The sequence below is a fragment of the Amycolatopsis coloradensis genome, assembly GCF_001953865.1.
Taxonomy (GTDB): Bacteria; Actinomycetota; Actinomycetes; order Mycobacteriales; family Pseudonocardiaceae; genus Amycolatopsis; species Amycolatopsis coloradensis.
This window is the reverse complement of sequence record NZ_MQUQ01000015.1, coordinates 427,598-450,848: the sequence shown is the minus strand read 5'-3', so window position 1 is coordinate 450,848 and position 23,251 is coordinate 427,598. Positions and strand designations below refer to the sequence as shown.

General features: G+C 67.5%; 24 protein-coding genes, 1 tRNA gene and 1 pseudogene. 12 read left to right on the top strand and 14 right to left on the bottom strand.

The window, feature by feature from the left end:
* Positions 1-96: 96 nt before the first annotated feature.
* Together BS329_RS27725 and BS329_RS27720 are read left to right on the top strand one after the other, a co-directional pair.
* Complete coding sequence (locus BS329_RS27725; RefSeq protein WP_076164481.1) at positions 97-1,296, top strand: sensor histidine kinase; 1,200 nt, start codon at positions 97-99, stop codon at positions 1,294-1,296.
* Positions 1,293-1,940, top strand: coding sequence for a response regulator (locus tag BS329_RS27720; RefSeq protein WP_076164159.1), 648 nt, complete (start codon positions 1,293-1,295; stop codon positions 1,938-1,940). Before BS329_RS27725 ends, BS329_RS27720 begins: the two co-directional genes overlap by 4 nt.
* Here the strand turns inward: BS329_RS27720 and BS329_RS27715 are convergent.
* From BS329_RS27715 to BS329_RS27705, 3 genes and pseudogenes are all read right to left on the bottom strand, one after another.
* Entirely contained in the window at positions 1,930-2,574 is a 645-nt protein-coding gene (locus BS329_RS27715) for a GNAT family N-acetyltransferase (protein WP_076164158.1), read from the bottom strand. The two genes, BS329_RS27720 and BS329_RS27715, sit on opposite strands and share 11 nt — an antisense overlap.
* Before the next feature lie 104 nt (positions 2,575-2,678).
* A pseudogene (locus BS329_RS27710) lies at positions 2,679-3,910 on the bottom strand (lipase family protein).
* Positions 3,911-4,045: 135 nt separating this feature from the next.
* Entirely contained in the window at positions 4,046-4,522 is a 477-nt protein-coding gene (locus BS329_RS27705) for a cupin domain-containing protein (protein WP_244197312.1), read from the bottom strand.
* 78 nt (positions 4,523-4,600) lie between these two features.
* Between BS329_RS27705 and BS329_RS27700 the strand changes: the two genes are divergently transcribed.
* Positions 4,601-5,050, top strand: a complete 450-nt coding sequence (locus BS329_RS27700) for a MarR family winged helix-turn-helix transcriptional regulator (protein WP_076164156.1) — start codon at positions 4,601-4,603, stop codon at positions 5,048-5,050.
* A gap of 65 nt (positions 5,051-5,115) precedes the next feature.
* On the opposite strand, the gene BS329_RS27695 is transcribed toward BS329_RS27700, so the two are convergent.
* Both BS329_RS27695 and BS329_RS27690 read right to left on the bottom strand, forming a co-directional pair.
* Positions 5,116-5,319, bottom strand: a complete 204-nt coding sequence (locus BS329_RS27695; RefSeq protein WP_005149851.1) for a cold-shock protein — start codon at positions 5,317-5,319, stop codon at positions 5,116-5,118.
* Between the two features lie 170 nt (positions 5,320-5,489).
* A complete protein-coding gene (locus tag BS329_RS27690; RefSeq protein ID WP_076164155.1) occupies positions 5,490-6,230 on the bottom strand; it encodes an SDR family oxidoreductase in 741 nt (246 codons plus the stop codon).
* 26 nt (positions 6,231-6,256) lie between these two features.
* Here BS329_RS27690 and BS329_RS27685 point away from each other — a divergent pair, with 26 nt between their 5' ends.
* On the top strand, positions 6,257-6,850 hold the full coding sequence (locus BS329_RS27685) for a TetR/AcrR family transcriptional regulator (RefSeq protein ID WP_244197311.1): 594 nt from the start codon (positions 6,257-6,259) through the stop codon (positions 6,848-6,850).
* Between the two features lie 1,216 nt (positions 6,851-8,066).
* Here BS329_RS27685 and BS329_RS27665 read toward each other — a convergent pair.
* Genes BS329_RS27665 through BS329_RS27650 form a run of 4 tightly spaced genes read right to left on the bottom strand, consistent with a single transcriptional unit; the run spans position 8,067 to position 10,573 of the window.
* Positions 8,067-8,609, bottom strand: a complete 543-nt coding sequence (locus BS329_RS27665; RefSeq protein ID WP_076164152.1) for a hypothetical protein — start codon at positions 8,607-8,609, stop codon at positions 8,067-8,069.
* Positions 8,606-9,841, bottom strand: coding sequence for a putative T7SS-secreted protein (locus BS329_RS27660; RefSeq protein WP_076164151.1), 1,236 nt, complete (start codon positions 9,839-9,841; stop codon positions 8,606-8,608). The genes BS329_RS27665 and BS329_RS27660 overlap by 4 nt, the downstream gene beginning before the upstream one ends.
* Positions 9,838-10,182, bottom strand: coding sequence for a hypothetical protein (locus BS329_RS27655; protein WP_076164150.1), 345 nt, complete (start codon positions 10,180-10,182; stop codon positions 9,838-9,840). The genes BS329_RS27660 and BS329_RS27655 overlap by 4 nt, the downstream gene beginning before the upstream one ends.
* Before the next feature lie 55 nt (positions 10,183-10,237).
* Positions 10,238-10,573 carry an SseB family protein gene (locus BS329_RS27650; protein ID WP_482746711.1) on the bottom strand — a complete coding sequence of 112 codons (336 nt, stop codon included), beginning with the start codon at positions 10,571-10,573 and terminating at the stop codon, positions 10,238-10,240.
* Positions 10,574-11,313: 740 nt separating this feature from the next.
* Here BS329_RS27650 and BS329_RS27645 point away from each other — a divergent pair.
* A complete protein-coding gene (locus tag BS329_RS27645) occupies positions 11,314-12,018 on the top strand; it encodes a site-specific integrase (protein WP_076164148.1) in 705 nt (234 codons plus the stop codon).
* 442 nt (positions 12,019-12,460) lie between these two features.
* On the opposite strand, the gene BS329_RS27640 is transcribed toward BS329_RS27645, so the two are convergent.
* Positions 12,461-12,533 (bottom strand) — tRNA-Lys (locus BS329_RS27640).
* 98 nt (positions 12,534-12,631) lie between these two features.
* On the opposite strand from BS329_RS27640, the gene BS329_RS27635 reads away from it, so the two are divergent.
* The 3 genes from BS329_RS27635 to BS329_RS27625 all read left to right on the top strand — a co-directional run bounded on the left by BS329_RS27635 (position 12,632) and on the right by BS329_RS27625 (position 15,645).
* Positions 12,632-13,171, top strand: coding sequence for a DinB family protein (locus tag BS329_RS27635; RefSeq protein ID WP_076164147.1), 540 nt, complete (start codon positions 12,632-12,634; stop codon positions 13,169-13,171).
* Positions 13,172-13,196: 25 nt separating this feature from the next.
* Positions 13,197-14,570, top strand: a complete 1,374-nt coding sequence (locus BS329_RS27630; RefSeq protein ID WP_076164146.1) for a nitrosuccinate lyase — start codon at positions 13,197-13,199, stop codon at positions 14,568-14,570.
* An 82-nt stretch (positions 14,571-14,652) separates the two neighbouring features.
* Entirely contained in the window at positions 14,653-15,645 is a 993-nt protein-coding gene (locus BS329_RS27625; RefSeq protein WP_076164145.1) for an SCO0930 family lipoprotein, read from the top strand.
* A gap of 9 nt (positions 15,646-15,654) precedes the next feature.
* Here BS329_RS27625 and BS329_RS27620 read toward each other — a convergent pair whose 3' ends face one another.
* A complete protein-coding gene (locus BS329_RS27620; RefSeq protein WP_076164144.1) occupies positions 15,655-16,251 on the bottom strand; it encodes a DUF4383 domain-containing protein in 597 nt (198 codons plus the stop codon).
* Positions 16,252-16,448: 197 nt separating this feature from the next.
* Here BS329_RS27620 and BS329_RS27615 point away from each other — a divergent pair, with 197 nt between their 5' ends.
* Positions 16,449-17,357, top strand: coding sequence for a serine hydrolase (locus BS329_RS27615; RefSeq protein ID WP_076164143.1), 909 nt, complete (start codon positions 16,449-16,451; stop codon positions 17,355-17,357).
* Between the two features lie 354 nt (positions 17,358-17,711).
* Here BS329_RS27615 and BS329_RS27610 read toward each other — a convergent pair whose 3' ends face one another.
* Positions 17,712-18,929 carry an alpha/beta hydrolase gene (locus BS329_RS27610; RefSeq protein ID WP_076164479.1) on the bottom strand — a complete coding sequence of 406 codons (1,218 nt, stop codon included), beginning with the start codon at positions 18,927-18,929 and terminating at the stop codon, positions 17,712-17,714.
* Between the two features lie 126 nt (positions 18,930-19,055).
* The gene (locus BS329_RS27605) at positions 19,056-20,006 is read right to left on the bottom strand and encodes an alpha/beta hydrolase (RefSeq protein WP_076164142.1); all 951 of its coding nucleotides are present in this window, start codon (positions 20,004-20,006) and stop codon (positions 19,056-19,058) included.
* Positions 20,007-20,150: 144 nt separating this feature from the next.
* On the opposite strand from BS329_RS27605, the gene BS329_RS27600 reads away from it, so the two are divergent.
* From BS329_RS27600 to BS329_RS27590, 3 genes are all read left to right on the top strand, one after another.
* Positions 20,151-20,618, top strand: coding sequence for a MarR family winged helix-turn-helix transcriptional regulator (locus BS329_RS27600; protein WP_076164141.1), 468 nt, complete (start codon positions 20,151-20,153; stop codon positions 20,616-20,618).
* 27 nt (positions 20,619-20,645) lie between these two features.
* On the top strand, positions 20,646-21,494 hold the full coding sequence (locus tag BS329_RS27595; RefSeq protein WP_208619280.1) for an SAM-dependent methyltransferase: 849 nt from the start codon (positions 20,646-20,648) through the stop codon (positions 21,492-21,494).
* 263 nt (positions 21,495-21,757) lie between these two features.
* Positions 21,758-21,955 carry a hypothetical protein gene (locus BS329_RS27590; RefSeq protein ID WP_076164140.1) on the top strand — a complete coding sequence of 66 codons (198 nt, stop codon included), beginning with the start codon at positions 21,758-21,760 and terminating at the stop codon, positions 21,953-21,955.
* A 70-nt stretch (positions 21,956-22,025) separates the two neighbouring features.
* On the opposite strand, the gene BS329_RS27585 is transcribed toward BS329_RS27590, so the two are convergent.
* Entirely contained in the window at positions 22,026-23,204 is a 1,179-nt protein-coding gene (locus BS329_RS27585) for an IS30 family transposase (RefSeq protein ID WP_084750302.1), read from the bottom strand.
* Positions 23,205-23,251: the final 47 nt, after the last annotated feature.

The following is a 23,251-nucleotide window of genomic DNA, read 5'->3' as shown; positions in this document are numbered from 1 at the left end:
ACCCGGCGCCGTATTCGCGCATCTGTCGAAGGATGTATTCCGATGTCTGTCTCGCGGTGGATCCGCGCCGCCCGCTTTCGGGGTTACGCTCGGCCGGTGCTGGCCCTCTTCAGAAGTCACCCGAAGACCGTGGACATCGGCCTGACCGTACTCATCGGACTGTCCACTGTGGTCGCCGCTGACGACCCGGAGGGCTTCGAGTGGTGGCTGACCTCCTTGGTGGCCTTGGCTTCCTTGCCGGCCCGGCATCGCGATCCCACGATCACGTTCGCGGCCGGAGCGACCGTCTCCCTCCTGCATCTGGTCATGGGCAACGATCTCAGCCCGGTCGACGTCGTGGCGTTGATCGGCCTGTTCTCCGTCGCGGCCTGGGGGTCGCGACGGAGATCCTTCGCACTGCTGGCGGCGGGACTGTTCGTCGTCGGCGCGTGGTCGTTCTATGCCTCCGAAGCGAACACTCGGACGCCGGTTCCGATGCCGCCGCGGATCATCGTCATCGATCCGCTGGCACCGCCCACCGACCGCGACGACGACCGGGTCCAGGACTGGGGCGGCTTCCCCGGAATGGGGTTGTCGCTCGCGGTGGCGTGGCTGGCCGGGCTGAACACGCGGCAGCGGCGGATCCGGCTTTCGGTGCTGGAACAGCGGGCCGCCGATCTCGAACGCGAGCGGGACATCCAGGCCGCGCTGGCCGTCGTCGCCGAACGCGGGCGGATCAGTCGCGAGCTGCACGACGTCGTCGCACACGCGCTTTCGGTGGTGGTGCTGCAAGCCCAAGGCGCTCAGGCGGAACTGGACCGGCGGCCGGAGCGGGCGCGGGAGGCGCTGGACGCCATCGTCGGCACCGGGCGGACCGCGTTGAGCGAGATCCGGCGGCTGCTCGGCGCGCTCGGCCAGGACACGCCGGAGTGGGAACCCCAGCCGGGCGCGGAACGCCTGCCACGGCTGGCCGCCGACGTCCGGTCCGCGGGCATACCCGTCGAGTTCGTGGTCGAAGGAGAACCCCGGCCGCTCTCGTCCACAGTGGACTTGGCGGCCTACCGGATCGTGCAGGAGGCGCTGACGAACGTGCTGAAACACGCCGGTCCGGACGCGTCGGCGACTATCGTGATGCGGTACGAGCCCGACGAGCTGGTGATCGAGGTGACCGACGATGGCATCGCGGCGGCCGCCCCGTCCGGCACCGGGCACGGCCTCGAAGGGATGCGGGAACGGGTGAACGTCCTGGGTGGCACTTTCGACGCGGGACCGCGTCCCGAACGCGGCTTCGCCGTCCGCGCGACCCTGCCGTCATGACGATCCGGGTGGTCATCGCCGACGACCAGACGCTCGTGCGCACCGGCCTGCGGATGATCCTGGACAACGCCGACGACATCGACGTCGTCGGTGAGGCGGGCGACGGCGCGGAGGCCGTCGCGCTGGTGGCGGATCTCGATCCCGACGTCGTGCTCATGGACATCCGGATGCCCGAGATGGACGGTGTCGAGGCCACCGCGGCGATCGCCGCCGCCCACCGCGCCCGCGTCCTGGTGCTGACCACCTTCGACCTGGACGAATACGTCTACGCGGCGCTCCAGGCGGGAGCCAGCGGTTTCCTGCTCAAGGACGCGCTCGCGCCGGACCTGCTCGCCGGGGTCCGCGTCGTGGCGGCCGGTGAGGCCACCCTCGCGCCCACCGTCACCCGGCGGCTGCTCGACCGCGTCGTCACCGGCCTGCCCGTGCCGTCGCCGGACGGCAGGCTCGCCCTGCTCACCGGCCGCGAACACGAGGTACTGGAACACCTGGCCCGCGGGCTGTCCAACGCCGAGATCGCCGGAGCGCTGTTCCTGTCGCCGGGGACGGTGAAGACCCACGTCGGCCGCATCCTCACGAAACTCGGGCTCCGCGACCGCGTCCAGGCCGTCGTCTTCGCCTACGAGTCCGGGATGATCAGCCGCTGACCGCGGCGGGCGCCCGCCAGTGCTTGCCGCGGCGAGGCCGCCGGTGCTGACCGCGCCTGCCGAGGTCACCGAGGTCGTCCGGGCGGCGCGCGGCGAACTCCTCCGCGGTGATGCCCATCCGCACCAGGTACTTGATCTCGCCGCGTACCACTTCGGTGTCGCGCAGCCTGCTCTCCTCGCGGAAGCCGAGGCCGCCGTGCAGCGAAAGCGACGCCAGGTTGCCGCCGTACACGCTGACCTCGCATTTGCGGAAGCCGCGCTGGCCGAACATATGCGTCAGGAGGACGGTGATGGCGTCCGTGGCGTACCCGCAGCGCTGGTGCCGTGGGGCGATCCCGATGCCGTAGCCGAAGAGGCCGGTCGCCGGGTCGGCGCCGATGGTGCAGACCGAACCGACCAGCATCCGGCCTCGGACCGTCTCGATGCCGAAGTGGATGTCGTCGCCCGCGGAACCCGAACGGTGCGAGGCCCAATGCCGATGCCCGCCGCCGATCAGCGGCGTCGCCTCGCGGGCCATGTCGCGGTCGAAGCCCATCAGGACCCGGCGGTCCCGCAGACCGACCTCGCGCAGCCGCACCTTCCGTCCGACCTGCTCGGGCTCCACGGCGGAGCGGCTCACCGCGTCCGGCCGCATGGGTGCTCACGAACGATCACAAGCATCCCTTGACGATATCGGTAGCCGGGACGGCGGCTCCACAGCCCGTCGTCGGGCTCGCGGATGAGCCTGGCCACACTCCGCTAGAACTGGCCGCAGTTCCCCGTCGCGGGCTTTCCCGCGAAGCGCTCGCCCAACCAGTTCGCCGCGTCGCCCTGCGCGGAGGAAATCCCCAGGACGTGGGAAAAGACCGGGCTGAGCGACGGAATGTCCTGATAGCGCACGTTCGCCCCCTTGGCGCACCAGTCCTTGCCGAGCTGCTTGCCGATGCTCGACGGGATGACGTGTCGTCGTTGGGCGTATGCGCGACCAGCACCGGCGCGGCGGGCTCGAGGGTGCCGATCCGGTTCGCCGCGACGATGCCGCGGAACGGCTCCTGCTCCAGGTAGGCCGAGACGGGGCGGCCGTCCTTGGTCAGCTGAGCGGTGTTGCGGTACATGTATTTGAAGACCGCGTCCAGCGTGCAGGTCTTCCGCGCCTCTTCGAAAAGCTGCTTGCCGGCGTCGTTGGCGAGATCCAGGATCTTGGCGCCGGGATAGGCCGCGTCGAGCCCGACCAGCGAATACCCGAGGAAGCCGACGTACATCCCGCCGTCCAGACTCTTCGCGAGCACCGCCTTGTCGGCGGGCGCCGCTCCCACGTAGGCGCCTTTCAGATCGAGTTCGGGCGCGTAGGCCGGCGCCAACTCGGCCGCCGACGCCGAGGCGCCGCCGCCTTCCGAATAGCCCGCGATACCGACGGGTGACGCGGGCGAGAGTCCGGTTCCGGGCAGGCGCTGCGCCGCCCTCAGCACGTCGAGTACCGCGTGTGCTTCCGATTCCCGCACCACGTAGGTGTGCTCCCCCGGTGTCCCGAGGCCTTCGTAGTCGGTCTGCGCGACCGCGAAACCCTTGCCCAGCAAAGCACTCACGAAGGAGTTCTGGAACCCGGACACGAAGTCGCCACCTTCGCCCGCCATGGACTTCGACGGCGCGCACTGGTCGCCCATGCCCGCCGTGAACGGCGCGTACGCCACGACCGGACGCTGCCCCGGCCCGCTCCACGCCTTGTCCGGCACCAGAACCGTGCCGGTGATGGGTATCGCGCGATCCGCGGCGTCCCGGCTCAGGTACATGATCCGGGTCGACTTCGCCCCGCTGAAGGTCGAAGGCAGCGTCTTGATCACGTCACCGTTTCCACCCCGTGGAAGCGGTGACGGCGGCTCGTAGAAACCAGGCGCGGCCTCGGCGGGTACTGCCCCGAAAGACAGCAAAGCCGCCGTCACCACTCCGGAAAACAGCGCACGCCGCCGAGCGGACCGGAAGAATTCGTGCATGCTGAACCCCGCCCACCGAGTTGGAATCCGCTCGCGGATCCGCGAGCGAAGCCCACAGTGGCGCCCCTCTTCGGCAGCGTCAACCGGCACCGGCTCGCGTTGTGAACCGAAGCAGAAAGCGTGCACGGGTTCTTGTCATTCGCCGCCGAGCAGCTCGTCCCATTCCGGTGCCACCACGAAATGGACGTCGTACCGTTCGTGGATCCGGTCGACCTCGTCCTTCGGCAGCTTCCCGCTCAAGATGTCGGGCAGCGCGCGGAAGTAGTCGAAGCGCTCGACGGCCGGGGCCAGCGTGATGAGGACGTCGGCGGCCGTGTCCGGCGACGCGGCGAACGCGTGCCGCACTCCGGGCGGGACCACGACGTAACCACCCCGTTCGAGGGTGATCGACTCGGCGCCCACCATCATGCGCAGCGCTCCGTCGAGCACGTAGAACGCCTCCGCGGACTTCTCGTGGTAGTGCGGCTTCGTGCCGGGCTCTCCGGCCCGCAGGTACAGCCGGTTCGCGCCGAGTAGCCCGCCCGTGTGACTGCCGTCGGCCAATAACCACAACGCGGGCTGCTCGATGGTCTCCGCGTCTCCTGCCCGCACCACCCAAGCGTCGTTCGCCATCGCTCTCCCCATCTAGTTGAAGTCTTCAACCAAAACTAGCCCGAAGTAGTTGAAAGGGTCAACTGCTACCTTGGCGGCGTGACCAACTGGCTCGAAGCGGATCAGCAGCGCGACTGGCGTGCGTTCATCGAAGGATCGGTCCGGTTCGTCGACCTGCTGGACCGGCGACTGCGAGAGCAGCATGGACTGTCGCTCGCGGAATACGAACTGCTGGTGAGACTGTCCGAAGCGGACGGGCACTCGATGCGGATGGCCGACCTCGCCAAGTCGGCGTACTACTCACGCAGCCGGCTGTCCCACCGCGTCGGCGGGCTGGAGAGCCGCGGCCTGGTCCGGCGGGAGTCGGCCGCCGAGGACGGGCGAGGGGTGAGCGCCCTGCTCACCGAAGCAGGACACGAGACTTTGCGGCGCGCGGCGCCGGACAACCTGCGCACCGTCCGGGAGCACTTCGTGGACGTGATCGAGCCGGAAGACCTCCGGGCCGTCGGCCGGGCGATGACGGCGGTCACGCGGCGGCTCGAGCACTGACCGGCCCCTCGAACGCCCGAAGGCCCCCACCCGGATCGGGCAGGGGCCTTCGGTGTGAAAAAACGTCAGATGGCGACGACGCGCTGGGCCTGGGGGCCCTTCTGGCCTTGGCCGATCTCGAACTCCACGCGCTGCCCTTCGTCCAGGGACTTGAAGCCGCTGCCCTGGATTTCCGAGTAGTGCACGAACACGTCCGGTCCGCCGTCGTCCTGAGCGATGAAGCCGAAGCCCTTTTCGCCGTTGAACCACTTAACGCTGCCCTGAGCCATACTTTTACCTGCTCTTCATAGCGAGTCTGAGCCCATTCGATGCCCCGATCTCAGCACCCATTCTCGCAGGTGCCGCCGCACTGCACACGTCGTGTCCCAAAAAAGTGTGAGATCCGGTCGGCGAAAATGAAGTTTCCGCAGGTCAGCGCGGTCCCAGGGAGTCGAAGATCTCACCCCTGGCGAGTCGGCCGGATGGTCAGATCCCCGATTTCGACGTCCTCGGGCTGGTCGATCGCGAAGGCGATGGCCCTCGCCACCGCCGCCGGGTCGATCCCGAGCTCGGCCATGGTCCCCCTCACCTGCTCACGGACGGCCGGATCGTCGACGGCGTTGTCGATGAGCTCGGTGCGGACGTAGCCGGGGGAGATCGACGTCGTCCGCGGGACGCCGTCGGTGCTCTCCTGCCGCAGGCCTTCCAGAAGGGTCCGAACCGCGTTCTTCGTCCCGGCGTACACCGCCTGGGTGGGCACGATCTTCAGACCGGCGGTCGAGACGACGGTGATGAGGTGACCGCTGCCCTGGCGGCGGAACACCGGCAGGGCAGCGGCGATCCCGTGCAGAATCCCCTTGACGTTCACGTCGACCATCGCCGACCAGCCCTCGACGTCCAGGTCGACGACGGGGCTGATCCTGCTGATCCCGGCGTTGCCCACCAGGACGTCCAAGCGGCCGAAACGCTCGACGGCGACGTCGACCAGCGCCTTGAGATCACCCGATTCGGTGACGTCCACGCGGAGGGCGGCCGCCTTGCCGCCGTCGGCTTCGATCTCGACGACCAGCCGATCCAGCCGGTCGGTGCGACGGGCACCGAGGACGACAGGCGCGCCGAGCGAGGCGAGGTGGCGGGCTGTCGCTTCACCGATCCCGCTGCTGGCACCGGTGATGGCGACGACCTTGCCGTGCACGGTCATGAAGATCCTCCGCCTAGAGTGGACACATGTCCGGTTACCCTGACGAGCTTAGCGGACACGTGTCCGCTTCTGTCGAGAGCGGCAGTTCGCGGCGTGCGGACGCCCAGCGCAACCGCGAACGGATCCTTCAAGCGGCGCGTGCCCTCGTGAGCGAGCCAGGAGAGCTGAAGCTCAACGCGGTCGCGAAGGCCTGCGGCATCGGGCAGGGCACGCTGTACCGGCACTTCCCGACCCGTGAGGACCTCCTCGCCGAGGTGTACCGCCGTGATGTCGAAGAGCTGATCGCCGCGGCCCCGCGGCTGCTGGCGACGCACAAGCCGCTGGACGCGCTGGCGGCGTGGTTCGACCGGGTGGCCGCGTACGCCAGGGTCAAACGCGACGTGTTCGCCGCCGTCGAGGCGGGGACGTGGCGCGACCTCGCCGCCAACAGCCTCGGCCCGATCGGCGAAGCGGTGGAACTGCTGCTGGCCGCCGGCCGCTCGGACGGCAGTGTCCGCGCCGACGCCGAGGCCCGGGACGTCATCGTGCTCATCAACTGGTTGTCGCGGCTGGACGACGCCGAACTCGACGCGCGAGGCCCTCGCTTGCTGTCGATCCTCGTCAACGGGCTCCGCGCCTGAAGGCTTGACCTTGACCCTGTGTCAGGGTTGGAGCCTTGGCGCAGGACGAACGACATCAACCTCTGGCGACGTCACCGGGGACCAGTTCGGCGAGGGGGCCGAGACCGAGCAGCACACCGCCGCCGTCACCAAAACCACCGTCGCCTCAGTTTCGTATCGACACCCCGCCCCGGCTCAGAGTTCACCGGCTCGTGACGCTGAACGGCGTCCCCTTGCCGCCCGGCGGGGTCGAAATTCCGCAACCACGGGCCGCCGCTGGAACCAACGGCCAGGTCACAATCCGTGTTCACGTCGTGTTCACCGAGTTCGCCTTGAGGGTGGCGGGCCGTACGCAAGAGAACAACGCCTCACCGGCGGCCGCTCGCGACACCGGGTAGCCCGCACAGTCTCTGCATCGGCGACTCGACCACGTCTTCGGGTACCCACGCTGTCTGGCAGCGCCAGATCGGCCCATCAACTATTCGGCCGCTTCGAACGCAGTACGTTGGACCTGCTCGACTTATCCCGATTCACGATGGCGCGGTACACCTGGGCCGATGAAGCGCTCGCGACGAACTGGGAGGACGTCGACCTGGTGACGAGAACGGTACCCGTGGTTCGGATCAAGCTGCGGGGTTTGCCCACAAACCGCTCCCGAAGAGGGAGCCGCACGAACGTGCGCTCCTCGCGGGCAGCGGAAGTGCTGAAGCTGCGAGTCATCCGGGAAACCTCGGTGGCGACCACTTCCTCCGGGTCACCTCGCACACCTTCCGGAAGACGACCGCGCTGGACGACGCGGGGGTGCAGACGAGGTTGATCGCGGACCAGCTCGGCCACTCGCGGGTGTCGATGACGCAAGACAACTACCTGGAGCGAAGGACGGTCGCCCTAGCGACGGCGAAGGCCCTGGAAGGACTGTTGGACAAACCTGTTCGACCCAAACCGGGGAGACGATCTTGATCCTGGCTGGCCACAACGCGTGGACCAGGCGAAGAGTGGGCCGCCTGGGGCTCGAACCCAGAACCTACGGATTAAAAGCCCACGGGTTCGATGGCGGTGATCTTGAACCGAGCCCAGTCTTCTAGCCTTCTACCTGCGCTTTCTTCGCACTTAAGATCGTCTTTGCGTTTGCCAACGGCCGATCTAGGCTCCGTTATGTCTCCGTTCTTCCTGCCGCGCTCAACGGCCATCAGATCGGCCTTGAGGCCAGCTCCGGCATTCGGCTGCACAAACGGGTTCACCAGGTGTGAATTACCACATGGGCCGCCTTGTCGACATCTTCGCCACCGAGACGAGCGACCAACACGGCCTGAAGAACGGACACCGTCTGCGCGAAGATCATTTCTGACGAGTTCATCAGATCAAAGCCTGCCCGGTCGATCGTCAGCATTCCTGGTGGAAGTTGAGGTCCCTCGCCCAGGGCCCTCGCCACCGGCCGGGCGAATTCGCTCGGCAGACCGATGGTGAACGGCTGGTTCCACAGCCTACTTGGGCAGGTCGGCTCGTCTTCGGCGTCGAATAGTCCGAAACCTGCCACGCCGACGCTGATCTGCGTCCGGTCGCCTGGGCCTGGAACGAACTGCCCGCCGATGACGGCGCGTGGGGTGAGTCCACCGAACCTGCGCAGCGCTTCGACATGCATCCGGATGGGCGTCACCGAACGGGATGTGGCTGACGTCGATCGGGACGACTGCAGCCATTCCGCAGCCTGGTACGCCGCTTCATGGTCGCCTTCGCTGATCGCGACGATGCCGTGTCGCTCGACGTCGACAACGCTCATCGTGGCCCCAACCCGTTCATCTTTCGCCACCACGGACCGAACTCCGGTGACTGATCGATCACATCAGGATCATAGTTCTTACCTGGCGGATGAGACTTCAACGCCTCCGCGTGAGCCTCGTCGTATCCCATTCCGTCGTCCATCAGTTTCGCTTCAACTGTTTCGTGGCGCATGAAGTTCGTCTGCGCCTCGGACAGAGACCTCCCTTCAGCCAGCGCCTTGTCGATCCGGTCCAGCATCACGTTGTTCGCTTCGAACGGGTCAAGTTCAGGTCGCGATAGATGTTGCCTGACCCGTGAAGCATCGGTCGGCGCGAAACTCGTCGGTATATCCGGCGATCCGCCGTCCGCGTGCGACCCGGCGCCGGGTTCGTCGTCGCCATGTTTTCGGAGACCATCCTTGATCAGTTTGCCGGCACCGAGCGTGGTTGCGGCGATCATGAAGTCGGCGGTGATCTTGCCCAGGGCGCGGTCCCCGCGGCCGTTGGCCCAGTCGTCCCACGCGACCATGGACTTCAGGGTGTCCACCGGATGCGCGATGTTGTGCGCCATCGCGGCAACAGTGCCGCCCGGGTCGCTGATCGCACCCCATACGCCTTCGGCAAGGCCTTGGAGGCTGTCCAGCATACCGCCGTAGAAGTTCGCATCTGATTGTTTCCGAGAGTCCTGGGGCGCGACGGCGGCCTCATAGCGCAGTGCGTCAGCAGTCAGGTTGCCCACATTGGCCAGTTGGCGGCGGGCGCGACCGAGGATGTCCCTGGCCGCCTGGCGCTTCGCTTCGCCCGGGTCGGTGAACGGCGAGGCTTGCACCACCGTCGGATCGCCCCGTTGCACGTTCGCTCTCGTCTTTGCTTCGGCCTCGGCCACTGCTCTGTCGTGAGCTTCCTTGGCTTGTTGAGTCTCGGCGTCGCCCTGCTGCCACTGGGCGATCGCCTCCGCAGCCTGGCCTTGCGCCCAGGCAAGACAATGCGCGAAGTCGGTCAACGCCGACGCCGCGTTGTCCAGGGAATCGCCGGCGTTGCCCCAGCGCGGAACCTCGGTCTGGTGATCCTCATAAAACTGGTTCGACGCGGGGCCCTGCCATGCCCCTGTGTCGATCCGCTGCAGCGCATCGCCCGCAGCCCGCGCATCCCGTGCCCGCTCATGCAGCACCTGTGCGTTCTCGAACACCGCGTCCGGATTGCCGGGCACCAGCGCCTTCGGATCGGTCGTCTGCCCCAGCTCGGCGGTCATCGGATCGGCCCTACCGACGCCGGATCCGGCGTGATCGGATCCAGACCAGGGTCGACCTTCAACGCATCGAGGTTGGTGTTCTCAACCTCGCGGTATGCCTTCGCTGCTTTACCCAGCAGATCGCCCAGATTGCGGGCACGGTCGGACAACGCGTCGAGCCCAACGCTCCACCGGCCGCAGAATTCCGCCAGCGCGTCATGGACACCACTGTGGCCATACATCTGGTTATCGCCGCACAACCCCCGCAACTCGAAGCTGTCCTGGTCGTGCACGATCTCGCCCATACTCTTCGAAGCGCCCTCCAGCACCTCGATCTCGACATGGAACCCTGGACCATCCACCTTTCATTCCCCCTCCACCAGCGCTTACCTTGTGCCGATCAGGCGGTCGCGCTGCCTACCGCGCTGCGAACATCCGCGACCAGGCCCGCGCGACCACATCCGGCGTCCCCATCCGAGACAAGACCGGAAACCGATGCTCATCCCAGGGATCCACCATGAGACCGACACCCGGCGGGATCAGTTCCAGCAGATCCGCGCCCGTCGTCGAGAAGTAGTCACATTCACCCGCATAGGCGGCCAAGCGTTCGACAGTCGAAAACGCGACCATCCAGCGCCCCTGGTCACCGAGGTCAGACACCAGCAACGCGGGCCGTTCCGGACGCTGCGCGAAGACCATCGTTCCGGCGAACGTGTCCATGAAGTCACCAGGGCCACGGCTCCCAGCCCACACCTGCCGCGCCACTGTCACCAAGCGCGACCCAGCCGCCCCCTGGTCACAATGCACACTCGGCACCGTACTCGGAGTGATATCCGGCTTCAACCGTCCAGCTGATGCTTAAGAGCTCCTCGGCCATGGCTCGCAGGCGGCGAGATAGCCACTTCGCGCGGCCACTTGCTCTTCGAATTCCGTCCTTCGAGGCAGACCATTGCCGGTGCGCGAACGACCGCGACTGCGAAGGTGACGCTGAGCTCAGCCGAGGTCATCGTCGCTTCGTGAGACCCAACGTGAGCATGCTTCCACGGGAGCTCCGTTCACGTCTGTCCACCAGGAGAAGGTCCAAATGGGTCTGTCCCAGTAACGGTGTTTCCGGTCCGACACGCCGGCGCTGCGTTCGCCCCGGGGCCGGCACAGGCCGCAGAAGAGACGATATGACCGGAAGTCTCCCGGAGGACGGCGACAGTTCGAAGGGAGTGACGTGCTGCGTGAGCGACGTGCAGAAGGCATTCACCGCGATCGCGGCTGGGAACGGGTCCCGGCATGGACGGCTGGCCCCGGCGACGGTGAGGCGGGTCCGGGCGACATTGAGTTCCGCGCTGACCGCCGCGGTGGGTCAAGGACTTCTGGCACACAACCCTGCACGTGGCCGGGAAATCGACCTCCCGGAAGCGGTGCCGCCGCGACCATATGTGTGAACCGAGGAGCGCGTGGCGCGCTGGCGAGCAACCGGATGGCGTCCGGGACCAGTGTGCGTGTGGACGCGAGAGCAGACGATCGAGTTCCTCAAGGCCATCGCCGAACACAAGCGCTACCTGTATTACCACCTCGTGGCCGTCACCGGCCTGCGCCGTAGCGAAGCCGCCGCCTTGCGCGAGGTCGACGTGGATCTGCGGCACAACGAGCTGTTCGTCGTCACCAGGCCGGATCCCGATGAACGGACGGACGACGACGGGAAGCTGAAGAGCCGGCGCAGCACACGGACCATCGCTCTTGACCATGTCACCACCGGCTTGGTGCGGCGCTACCTCACGGCCCAAGCTGGACTCACCCCTGAGCCAGGGGGCGAACGGTATCTGTTCACCACCCCCACGGGGATGCCATGCCGACGCGACCTGTTCACCCACGAGTTCGAGGACCTGCTGGCCGAGCGCACAGCCTTGCCACCGATCCGGCTGCACGATCTCCGTCATGGCGCGGCCTCACTGTCCCTGGCCGCCGGTAACGATCTCAAGAGCGTCCAGGAGATGCTCGGACACACCTCAATGTCGTTCACCGCCGACTACTACATCTCGCTCTACCCCAGCACCCGCCGCCAGGCCGCCGAGAGGATCGGCGCGTTCCTGTTCGCGACACCGTCGAGCCGCGTTCACCGGAGCCGGCTCCCGATCCGTGGCCGACGCGTGGCGGGCAGTGCCGCCCGATGTCCACGCAGGTCAGCAACTACCTCGAAAGCCTGACCCCGCAGACTGCAAATCCGCGGGTTCGTCCCTTCGCTGACGATCAAATATCGGCCGTGAGCTGGGAAAACAGGAGCACGTGGCTGCCGCGGCGCGGAGCTGCAGTCTCCGATTGGGCTCCATTGCTCACGTTGTGCTCAGCCGGGTGACGGTCCGGCATCCTTTGACAGTGCCCGGCCACACGCGCGGACACACCAAGCTCGGCGAAGACAGACGCGGGAGAGGACGGTGAGCAGACACCGGCCACTCGCCGCTGACCAGCGCTTTCCCTTTAGTCGCGGCGAGAGCTGGCCGCTGCCGATGGCTCAGTTGACCTAAGCTGGTAACCAGACCCGGCACGCAAGCTGGTGACCTTGGACATACAACGGGCCACGCGGATTTCTCGAACCTGCGCGAAGATCACAAAATCCGCCGTTTTCGCAGTTCAAACGGGGTGCTGAAGTGGGCCGCCTGGGGCTCGAACCCAGAACCTACGGATTAAAAGTCCGCAGCTCTACCAATTGAGCTAACGGCCCATGTCGACGAGTCTAGTAGATCGCCGCCGACCACCAGGATGGCGGGGCCGCCGCCGGAGCGCCACGGAATTGTCGGGGGTCTCTGCGATGGTCGGAGCATGGACACGATCCCCGAGGAGAACTACTCGCCCAAGTGGTCCGGTGACCGGCCGGAGCCGCCGCGGGTGGGGAGCGAGCGCGAGATCCTGACGTCCACGCTCGACTGGCATCGCCACACCTTCGAGCTGAAGTGCCAGGGTCTGACGCCGGAGCAGTTGGCGCTGCGGCCGGTCGATCCGTCGACCCTGTCGCTGCACGGGCTGCTCAGGCACCTGACGGGTGTCGAGCGCTGGTGGTTCCGCATCCAGTTCGCGGGTGAGGACGTTCCGATGCTTTATTACTCCGACGAGCGTCCGGAGCAGGACTTCGAAGACACCGAAGGTGACGTCGAGGCGGCTTGGGCGGCATGGCGCGAAGAGTGTGCGTGGTCGAGGGAGATCGTGGCGGCCGCCTCGCTCGATGACTTGGGCCGGACCCACGGCAACGGTGAGCCCTTCTCACTTCGCTGGTTGCTGACCCATCACATCGCCGAGTACGCGCGCCACGACGGCCACGCCGACCTGCTGCGCGAGCGTATCGACGGGAGGACCGGCCACTGAACGACGAGAGTGCGATGCTGGGCCGATGAACGCCGATCCCGATTCCGGCCTCCTCTCCCCGGTCCGCGCGGGTACGCCCGCCGAGGCGGCGACGGGTGATTTCGCGTGGGTGCGGGCCTTGCTCGACACGGAGGCCGCGCTGGCCAGGGCGCAGGCCCGCACCGGGCTGATCCCGCGGGCCGCCGCCGAAGCGATCACCGAGGCCGCCGCGACGGCCGAGATCGACGTGGTCGCGTTGGCGAGGGCGGCGCGGGAAACGGCGAACCCGGTCGTGGGGCTGATCAAGGAACTGACCGAGGCGGCTGACACGGAGTACGTACATCGCGGCTCCACCAGCCAGGACATCTTCGACACCGCGATGATGCTGGTCGCCGCCCGGACACGGGACCTCCTCACGGCCGACCTCGAGACGACGGCGGAGGCGCTGCGGGAGCTCGCCCGCGCGCACCGCGACACGGTCATGCCCGGCCGCACCCTCACCGCCCATGCCGTACCGACCACGTTCGGGCTCAAGGCGGCGGGCTGGCGACAGCTGACGCTCGACGCGCTCGACAGGCTGAAGCGTGTCGTCCTGCCGGTCTCGCTCGGTGGCGCGGCCGGCACACGAGCCGCGTACGCCGAGTACGCGCGGCTCGCCCAGCTGCCCGACGGCTATCCCCAGCGGTTGCAGTCGGCCTTCGCCGAAGAGACCGGTCTCGCCGAGACCACGCTCCCCTGGCACACCCTCCGTACACCGACCGCCGACCTCGCGGCCGCCCTCGCCTTCACCGCCGCCGCCCTCGGCAAGATCGCGGTCGACGTGCAGTTCCTGACGCGGACCGAGGTCGGCGAGGTCACCGAGCCCGCGGGTGAGGGCCGTGGCGGTTCCTCGGCGATGCCGCACAAACGCAATCCGGTGCTGGCGACGCTGATCCGTTCGGCCGCCCTCCAGGTCCCGGTGCTGGCCACCGGCGTCACCCAGGCCATGGTCTCCGAGGACGAACGTTCGGCGGGCGCGTGGCACGCCGAGTGGCAGTTGCTGCGCGAATGCCTGCGCCTGACCGGCGGCGCCGCGCACACGGCGGCCGAACTCGCCCGCGGCCTGGTCGTCAACGACGGCCGCATGCGTGCGAACCTCGGCCTCACGCACGGTCAGATCGTCTCCGAGCGGCTCTCGACCGCGCTTGCCCCGCTGCTGGGCAAGGCGCGGGCCAAGGAGGTCCTCGGCCACGCGTCCAAACTCGCGCTGGAGCAGGGCAGAGCCCTCGGCGACGTTCTTTCCGATCTGCCGGAGATAACCGGGGTGCTCTCCGCGGAATCGCTCGCCGACCTGCTGGATCCCACGCACTACACCGGTTCGGCCGGGACGCTCACGGACGCCGCACTGGAGTCCTGCGAAGAAAATCCGCGCACTTCTTGAACCGGTCCCGCGAGGGGCCCGTGTAGGGGGTACAAGCTCACCGCGCCAAGCCGCGGAACCCCTACGAACAAGGAGAAATCCCATGCTTCGCAAGCGTTTCGTCGTCGCAGCGGCGTCCGCGGCCGTAGGCCTGGTTGCGCTGTCAGCCTGCTCCGGCGGCACTGAGACGGCGGCGCCCGCCGTCGCTCCCGCCGCCGCGGTGGCCGGGGCGGGCGGAAACGCTCCCGCCGCCAAGGGTGAGACCAAGGTCGCCGTGGCCGAAGCCGGGGATCTCGGTCAGGTGCTCGTCGACAAGGACGGGTTCACCTTGTACCGCTTCGACAAGGACAGCGCGAAGCCGCCGAAGTCCACTTGCGACGGTGACTGCGCGAAGGCGTGGCCGCCGGTGCTCGCCGACGGCGAGGTGCGGATCGAAGGTGTGGACCAGGCCCTGGTCGGCGAGCTGACCCGCGCCGACGGCCGCAAGCAGGTCACCGTCGGTGGCTGGGCGCTTTACCGCTACGCCAAGGACGCCAAGGCGGGTGAGACGAAGGGGCAGGGCGTCGGCAGCACCTGGTACGCCGCGAACACCAAGGGCGGCAAGGCGGGCCAGGCCGCCAAGGAAGCTCCGGTCGAGCAGAAGGACGGCGCGACGAAGCTGGTCACGAGCAACGTCGATGGCATCGGACCGGCCATTGTGGACAAGGAGGGCTTCACCCTCTATATGTTCACCAAGGACAAGAAAAAGAGGCAGCCGACCTGTAATGGTGACTGCGCCAAGACCTGGCCGCCGGTGCTCGCCGAGGGCGACGTCCAACTCGAAGGCATCGAACGGAAGCTGCTCGGCACCGTGAAGCGAGCGGACGGCACCACTCAGGTCACCGTCGGCGGCTGGGCCGTCTACCGCTACGCCAAGGACGCTGACGCCGGTGAGGCGAACGGCCACGGCGTCGGCGGCACCTGGTTCGTCATCGAGCCCGCGGGCTGCAAGAGCACCGCGCCGGTGAAGGACAAGGCGGCCAAGAGCGGGAACGCCGCCCCCCAGAAGGAGAGCGGCGCCCCCGCCGAGTCCGGCGGAACCGAATACGGTCACTGAACCGCTGATCTAGCGGGCGAGGCCCGGTGGTCGTTCTTCTCGAGCGACGGCCGGGCTTTTTTCATGCTTCGGCCGTCGCGAAGTGTCGGGAACGGGCTCGACGACCGTGGCGCTGTCGGCCCGGTCCGCCACCACGGTTTCCTCTTCGTCCTCCGGCAGCAGCACCTTGTGCCGCGCGGGAAGGAACGCGATCAGCAGACCGAGCGCGGCGAGGCCGAGGTGCAGCCAGTTGTCCGGTCCGTTGAGGTTGAACGGGTTACCCGCCTGCGAGACCGGGTTCGTCGAAACGGTCCCGGTGATCATGAGACCCCAGACGAACAGCGCCCCGAAGGCGGCGAACGTCAGGAGACCGAACACCCTGGACCGGCCTGAGCCGAAGGTCAGCAGCAGGCCGATCGCGCCCAGCAGGACGAAACCGAGGTTGTAGAGGGGGTTCACGGAGAACCCGAGAACGGTCGCGTCGTTCCGGCCGACGAAATCGGCGAACCCGGTCCTGGTGAATCCCACGATCCCGAACACCAGGAAGGCCAGGCCCGCCAGCCCGGCGAGGATCTGCGCGGGCTGAAGCCCCGCCGTCCGGATACGAGCGCGTTGTACACGTGCCATTGCTCCGCCTTCCAGAGTTGGCCACTTAAAGTCACGCTGGGGATCACATACCCCGGGGGCCTCCCGGACAAACCGGAAAGACGAGCCCCGGCGACACCGCGGGGTCAAGCCGTCACTGAACTCCCGGTCAAACGAGACCTGCGCCACACGAATGGCCCGGCCGTGAACACGAAAGAGTGAAACGGCCGATAAGTCGTGTGGGCAAAGTGAGCGGAGTCTTCCTCCTGGTGGGGCTGTGCCTGGGAGCCATCATCGCGATGCTGCTGGTTCCGCCGTCGCGATCCGGCACGACCGTGGTCGCCGACGCGGCGTCCGGGTCCGCCGCGACGACCGTCGACTCGGAGCAGGCCGAATCCTCGGCGCCGCCCTCGGTCTCGTCGGAACCGTCGAAGCCCCCCGAGCCCGGCAAACCGTCGATGGAACTCGACCCGAAGACCCTCGCGGACCTCGTCCCCGACGGGCAGGTGAGCGTGGTCGTCTACGACCGCGCCGCCAAGAAGAACACGGTTTCCCTTAAATCAGAACGTTCTTACACTTCGGCGTCGCTGGTGAAGCTCCTCATCGCGCTGGAAACCCTTCAAGCGGGTGGCTCCCCGGCCACCGTGCAGCGGATGCTCTCGGTCAGCGATGACGGCATCGCCAGCAAGCTGTGGTCCGACCACGGCGGGCCGGTCATCGTCACCCGCTGGGCGACCAAGATCGGCCTCAGCGGCACCCGCCCGCCCGAGGATCCCGGCCGCTGGGGTGACACCCGGATCACCGCCGCGGACATCGCGAAGGTCTACCGTTACGTGCTGGACCAGGCCGGTGCGGGAACGCGAACGACGATCATGCGGGCGTTGAGCGGCGCGACGGAGAGCGGCTCCGACGGGATTCGCCAGTATTTCGGCATTCCCGACGCCGTCGGCACTCTCCGCTGGTCGATCAAGCAGGGCTGGGCATGCTGCCGCGGCGCCCGGATCCTGCACAGCTCCGGCGTCGTCGGCGAGCGCCACATCGTCGTCGTGCTGACCTCACAACCGACCTCGACCACCTACGCCGGCGGAGGTAGGCGAGTGACCGAGGTGGTGAAAGCACTGGTCCCGACGCTGGAGTCAGGCGGCTGAGCACTATAACCCGCCTGGTGGGTGCACGGCTCGACGTTCTGGACGACCGTCCGCTGCACAAAACCTTCGTAAATCCGTTGTCCTGCATGGAAAGCGACGTTTCCACAGCGAATGGCGACGGCTCGGGCTGATGCTCGGTCTCCGTGAGCACCACATGCCCGCCGACCTCGAAGACAACCACACGGTACGAGGACTGCTCGCCTCGATCACCATGCGCGACGCTCCGCCGCCGCCGTGATGACGCTCTGCGCGATCGGCCTGTCGCCCCAGGCCCTACGTGAGCGACTGGGTCTCAAGTGGACAGACGAGAACCCGACAGCCTTCGCTTGTATCCCCGGGCTCACCGCGCCAAGCTCACTCGACGACGTCGACCAGCGCGCCCTTCGCCCCGGTGTTGGGCAGCGGCCACGGGGTGACACCACCGTTGGAGACGATCTTCTTGTCCTGCGGCGCGCTCGGCGGCACGGTCCGCGCGCCGATCCACGCCAGCACGTCGGGAACCTGCGCCTTGAAGGTGTTCATGTTGTGCCCGGCGTCCGGGATCCGCCACGACGAAAGCGTCGCGGGCGCGCGGACGGCGGTCTGGAGCTGGTCGATCGAGAAGCTCTCGAAGCTTTCCTTGTCCCCGGCGATCGCGAGGATGTCGACCGGCGACGGATGTTTCCGCATGTTCACCGTGATCGTGTTCGCGTCGACGATGTCCTGCCTGCCCTTGAACAGGTTCTCCGTCTCCGCGTCCACCGAGGCCTTGTAGTACCCGCTGACGCTCGCCGCCTGGCCATACCACTGTGGATGCCGGGTCACCAGGTTCATCGCGCAGTACCCGCCCGAGGACCAGCCTGCCATCGTCCACGCCTTCCGCTGCGGATTGGCGCCGAGCCGCTCGATCGCCCAGTCGCGGATGTCGGCGCTCAGGTAGGTGTCGTTGGCGGTCCCGTTGACCTGGTCGATGCATTCGGTGTCGTGGCCGACTTTCGGCTTCCCGGTCGGATCCGGGATGATCACCAGGGTCGGCGGGAGCACGTGCTTCGCGATGGCCGCGTCGAGCCTGGCGGGCAGTTCGTACGGGCCGGTGACCACTTCCGGGCCGGACGGGTAGTTCGGGATCCATTCGATGACCGGGAACTTGAGCGCCCGGTACGCGGGATCGTAGTACTGGGGCGGGAAGTAGACCGACACGTCGCGCGTGAGCCCGGTGCGCTTGCCGGTCACCGTCATGTGCACGACGGAGCCCTTGCCCTCCTTGGCCCGCATCGCCCCGGCGTCACGCAGTTTGTCGAGGTCCGAGCCGTTCTGGCTCGCGACGGCGTCGACGCTTTCCCCCGAGTACACGCCGGTGCCGAGCAGGGCGCCGACGGTCGGGAAGAACCCGCCGATCATGTTCCCGCCCATGGCGGTGCTGACCACGATCAGCACCACCGCGGCGAGGATCGTGGTGCTGCGGCCGAGCACCTTGCGGCGCCAGCGTTCCCAGAAGAACGGCACGGCGATGATCGCGAGCAGCGCCAGCACCACGACGATGACGAGGTTCAGCGTGGAGTCGAGCCGGATGGCACTCAGTCCCAGTCCCATGGCGATCGTTCCCTCCCCGGCCGGGGCCGTGCGCCCCACGTCCCACATCTGGATCAAGAGACGTACGACCACCGGGAAGTGTTGTCCAGGGTGACGCGGGTCACCCTGGACAAACCGCACCCTGGACTACTCAGCCGCGAGGGCGGTACGCAGCACACCGATCGCCTGGTTGATCGCCGCTTCCGCGGCATGCGTTTCACGCAGCGTGTTCAGCATGACGAAGTCGTGGACGATGCCCTGGTACCGCACGGCCGTCACCGGCACTCCGGCCTGACGCAGCTTCGCGGCGTACGCCTCGCCTTCGTCGCGCAGGACGTCGGCCTCCCCGGTGATCACCAGCGCGGGCGGCAAACCGGCCAGCTCGTCGAGGCTCGCCCGCAGCGGCGACGCGGTGATCTCCGCGCGCTGCGCCGGGTCGGTCGTGTACTGGTCCCAGAACCACTTCATGCCGTCGAGAGCGAGAAAGTAGCCGTCGGCGAACCGCCGGTAGGATTCGGTGTCGAAGTTCGCGTCGGTGACCGGGTAGAAGAGGACCTGCTGGCGGAAGGTGACGTCGCCGCGCTGCTTCGCCATGAGGGTGAGCGCCGCGGTCATGTTCCCCCCGACGGAGTCACCGGCGATGGCGATCTTCGTGCTGTCGAGGCCGTTCTCGGCGCCGTGTTCGGCGACCCACTTCGCCACCGCGTAGTTCTGCTCGATGGCGACCGGGTAGCGCGCCTCCGGCGAGCGGTCGTATTCGGGGAACACGACGGCCGCGCCGGTACCGACGGCGAGTTCGCGGACCAGGCGCTCGTGCGTGTGGAAGTTCCCGAAGACCCAGCCGGCGCCGTGGATGTAGACGATCACGGGCAACGGGCCGGTGGCGCCCGGCGGGCGGACGATGCGGACCTCGACCCCGTCGACGTGCGTGGTCTCGACGTCCGCGGCCGGCAGTTCGACGTCGCCACCCTGGACCTCGTCGACGGCCTTGCGACCTTCCACGGGCGGCAACTCGAAGAGGAACGGCGGGTTGGCGGTGGCCTCGACGAAAGCCTGCGCGGCCGGTTCGAGGGCCAGCTTGTGCGGGTTGGCGGTCATTTCTGCCTCCTGGAGTCCGAAGTCGATACGCTGAAGGTAGCTCACAACTAAGTTGTGCACAACTAAAACGTGCTCAAGGAGATTTACCCCACTCGAGTAGCGTGGCGCGACATGATCGGCGCACCATGGGGAAAAGGAGGACCGATGCCAACGGACAACACCGGATCGCTGGGCCTGGACGATCAGCTGTGCTTCGGGCTCTACGCGGCATCTCGCGCGGTCACCGCGCTTTACCGCGTGGTGCTCGACGATCTGGGCCTGACCTATCCCCAGTACCTGGTGATGCTCGCGCTCTGGGAGGAGGACGAGCGGCTGGTCAAGGAACTCGGCACCTTGCTGAACCTCGACTCCGGGACACTGTCGCCACTGCTCAAGCGCCTGGAGAGGTCCGGACTGGTCCGGCGTGACCGGCGGGCCGACGACGAACGGTCCGTTCGCATCAGCCTGACCGAGGACGGCGCCCGGCTCAAGGACCGCGCCGAGGGGATCCCGGCGATCATCGGCGACGCGATGGGCCTCGACGCGGCGGGGCTGGCCCGCACCCGCGCGGAACTCGATCGCTTGACCGAATCCGTGAACGCCTATCGCGAGGCGTACGTCCCGGCCGGTTAGCATGGGATTTCCGGCGCGGACAAAGGGATGACGATGATCGATCACGACGCGGCGCTCAAGGCCGTCGAGAACAGCTTGGACCGGCCGTCCGCGGCGAGGGTCTACGACTACTTCATCGGCGGCGACACCCACTACGCCATCGACCGCCTTTTCGCCGAGAAGGTGCGCGAGCGCCTGCCGCTCATGGGTGACTACTGCAAGACCAGCAGGCAGTTCCTCGGCAGGGCCGTGCGGCACTGCGCGGAACTGGGCATCCGGCAGTTCGTCGACATCGGCTCCGGCCTGCCGACCGCGGGCAACGTGCACGAGGTCGCGGACGAGGCGCGGCCGGAGGAGGACACGCATGTCCTCTACATCGACAACGAGCCGATCGCGCTCGCGCACTCGACACTGCTGCTCGCCGACACCGCCGACCCGGACCGCCACCACGCGATCGCCGCGGACCTGTTCGACCCCGAGGACCTCTGGAACCGGGTGATCGACTCCGGCATCATCGACGTCCGGCAGCCTGTCGCACTGGTGATCAACGCGGTCATGCACTTCATCAAGGACGAGCAGGACCCGGACGAGCTGCTGGCCTTCTACCGCGACCGGCTCGCGCCGGGCTCGCTGCTGGTGCTTTCGCAGATGACCAACGAGAACCCGGCCAACGAGGAAGAGAAGCAGGCGCTGCTCGACATCCTCGACTACTACGAGACCACGACGAACCCCGGCTTCCTGCGCACCATGGCCGAGTTCCGGCGCTTCTTCGGCGGCTGGCCCCTGCTGGAGCCGGGCCTGGTCTACGCGCCGGCGTGGCACCCGGACGAGAAGACGGTCTTCGCCGCGGTCCCCTCGGAATCCCGCGTCATCGGCGGTATCGCCCGCAAGCCGTAGCGTTTTCCGCGTGACGGCCCCATCTGCAATGACCCGTTCCTGTTGGCGCCGGTCGCCACCGGTACTCCGGCGGACCCAGCGCGTACCGGTTCACGAGCAGTGGTGACAGACGCTGGTCACGATCCGGCCCGTCTAGCGAGTAAGTCACTCTGACGTGCGGCGTTGTCACGCTGTCAGGGAATCGACACCTCGCGGCTCGGCCTGAAAGATCGCAGCGTGCCGACATCCGGCACGTACTTCCAGGGAAAGTCGGTTTACCACCCATGAACTTCGTGAAGAAGACCGTCGCCGCCACAGCGCTCGCCGCCGCTGCGATGGTCGCGCTCTCGCCGGTCGCGAGCGCGGCCACGCCTGTTGCCACCAACGACCCCGTGAGCGGCCTCCTCGGCGGAAGCGACGTCGTCGGCGGTCTCCTCGGTGGAGGCGACGTCGTCGGCGGTCTCCTCGGCGGTCTCCTCTAAGGCCCGTGTAAACGCGTAAGGCCCCGCCTCCCCAAGGCGGATTCTCGGGGTCCTCGCAACACCTGATGGCCTATGTGGTCGTCAGTAGATTACGCAGACGCTCGGCTGGTGTTGACCAGTCGAGCGTTTTGCGTGGTCGGCGGTTGAGTTTCTGGGCGACGTGTTCGAGGTCTTCGGCGCTGTGAACGGACAGGTCGGTGCCTTTGGGGAAGTACTGGCGGAGCAGTCCGTTGGTGTTCTCGTTCGATCCGCGTTGCCAGGGCGAGTGCGGGTCGCGGAAGTAGACCGGCACTCCGGTCGCGATGGAGAATTGCTTGTGTGCGGCCATTTCGCAGCCCTGGTCCCAGGTCAGCGAGCCGCGTAGATGTGCGGGCAGGGTCTGGATCAAGGGCACGAGCACGTCGCGGACCTCTTCGGCGGTGTGCCCGCCGGGCAGATGTCCGAGCAGGACGTAGCGGGTGGAGCGTTCGACCAGGGTCACGATCGCGCTCTCGTTGCGGGTGCCGACGATCAGGTCGCCTTCCCAGTGGCCGGGGACCGCGCGGTCGGTGACCTCGGCCGGACGTTCGGAGATCATCACCATCTCCTCGACGAACCGGGATGTGCGCTGGTCCGGTCTGCGACGTGGTGTGCGGCGGGTCCGGCCGGTGCGCAGCGCGGCCGCGACCTCGCGCCGCAGCCCGCCACGCGCCTGGAGATAGATCGCCTGGTAGATCGTTTCCGGGCTCACCCGCATGTCCTCATCGTCGGGAAACTCGATGACCAGAGCCTGACAGATCTGTTCCGGTGACCACTGTTCCCGCAGCTTGCCCGCGACATGGTCGCGCAACGGGCCGTCCAGGGCGAGCTTGGACTCTTTCGGGCGCGGCCGGCTTGTCGCCCAGGCCCGCTGAGCGTGGTGCGGCCGGTAGACACCGTTGACCGACCGCGTGTCGATCTCCCGTTTGACAGTGGACGCCGGACGTCCCAGCGCCCGCCCGATCGCCCGGAACGACTCGCCCTGGCGGCGCAGGTCGGCAATCAGCTCCCGATCGGTCACCGTCAAGTACCGGGGATGCAAAGTGGCCTCGACCGCCGCGACAGACGGCTCCGAGGACACCGGAACGATAATGGTCACGCCTGTCTTGTAGTCGACCCGGCGCCCATCCGCGTGGAGGCGCGCGTCACCGATCTTCCGGATACCGCGGTCCCAGTCACGGGCGGTGCGTTCGTTGACTCCGACCTGCGCCGCGGCATCCCGCCGTCGCACACCGGCCACGCGAAGCCGGTCGTACTCCGCCCGGCCCGGATGCCCGG

Bases quoted from the DNA above. Each gene is read 5' to 3' on its own strand.
- BS329_RS27625 (WP_076164145.1), top strand. From the start codon at position 14,653: ATGCTTCGCAAGCGTTTCGTCGTCGCAGCGGCGTCCGCGGCCGTAGGC.
- BS329_RS27605 (WP_076164142.1), bottom strand. From the start codon at position 20,006: ATGACCGCCAACCCGCACAAGCTGGCCCTCGAACCGGCCGCGCAGGCT.
- BS329_RS27690 (WP_076164155.1), bottom strand. From the start codon at position 6,230: ATGACCGTGCACGGCAAGGTCGTCGCCATCACCGGTGCCAGCAGCGGG.
- BS329_RS27590 (WP_076164140.1), top strand. From the start codon at position 21,758: ATGAACTTCGTGAAGAAGACCGTCGCCGCCACAGCGCTCGCCGCCGCT.
- BS329_RS27715 (WP_076164158.1), bottom strand. From the start codon at position 2,574: ATGCGGCCGGACGCGGTGAGCCGCTCCGCCGTGGAGCCCGAGCAGGTC.
- BS329_RS27720 (WP_076164159.1), top strand. From the start codon at position 1,293: ATGACGATCCGGGTGGTCATCGCCGACGACCAGACGCTCGTGCGCACC.
- BS329_RS27695 (WP_005149851.1), bottom strand. From the start codon at position 5,319: ATGGCTCAGGGCAGCGTTAAGTGGTTCAACGGCGAAAAGGGCTTCGGC.
- BS329_RS27705 (WP_244197312.1), bottom strand. From the start codon at position 4,522: ATGGCGAACGACGCTTGGGTGGTGCGGGCAGGAGACGCGGAGACCATC.
- BS329_RS27595 (WP_208619280.1), top strand. From the start codon at position 20,646: ATGACGATGATCGATCACGACGCGGCGCTCAAGGCCGTCGAGAACAGC.
- BS329_RS27610 (WP_076164479.1), bottom strand. From the start codon at position 18,929: ATGGGACTGGGACTGAGTGCCATCCGGCTCGACTCCACGCTGAACCTC.
- BS329_RS27685 (WP_244197311.1), top strand. From the start codon at position 6,257: ATGTCCGGTTACCCTGACGAGCTTAGCGGACACGTGTCCGCTTCTGTC.
- BS329_RS27620 (WP_076164144.1), bottom strand. From the start codon at position 16,251: ATGGCACGTGTACAACGCGCTCGTATCCGGACGGCGGGGCTTCAGCCC.
- BS329_RS27665 (WP_076164152.1), bottom strand. From the start codon at position 8,609: ATGAGCGTTGTCGACGTCGAGCGACACGGCATCGTCGCGATCAGCGAA.
- BS329_RS27600 (WP_076164141.1), top strand. From the start codon at position 20,151: ATGCCAACGGACAACACCGGATCGCTGGGCCTGGACGATCAGCTGTGC.
- BS329_RS27635 (WP_076164147.1), top strand. From the start codon at position 12,632: ATGGACACGATCCCCGAGGAGAACTACTCGCCCAAGTGGTCCGGTGAC.
- BS329_RS27630 (WP_076164146.1), top strand. From the start codon at position 13,197: ATGAACGCCGATCCCGATTCCGGCCTCCTCTCCCCGGTCCGCGCGGGT.
- BS329_RS27660 (WP_076164151.1), bottom strand. From the start codon at position 9,841: ATGACCGCCGAGCTGGGGCAGACGACCGATCCGAAGGCGCTGGTGCCC.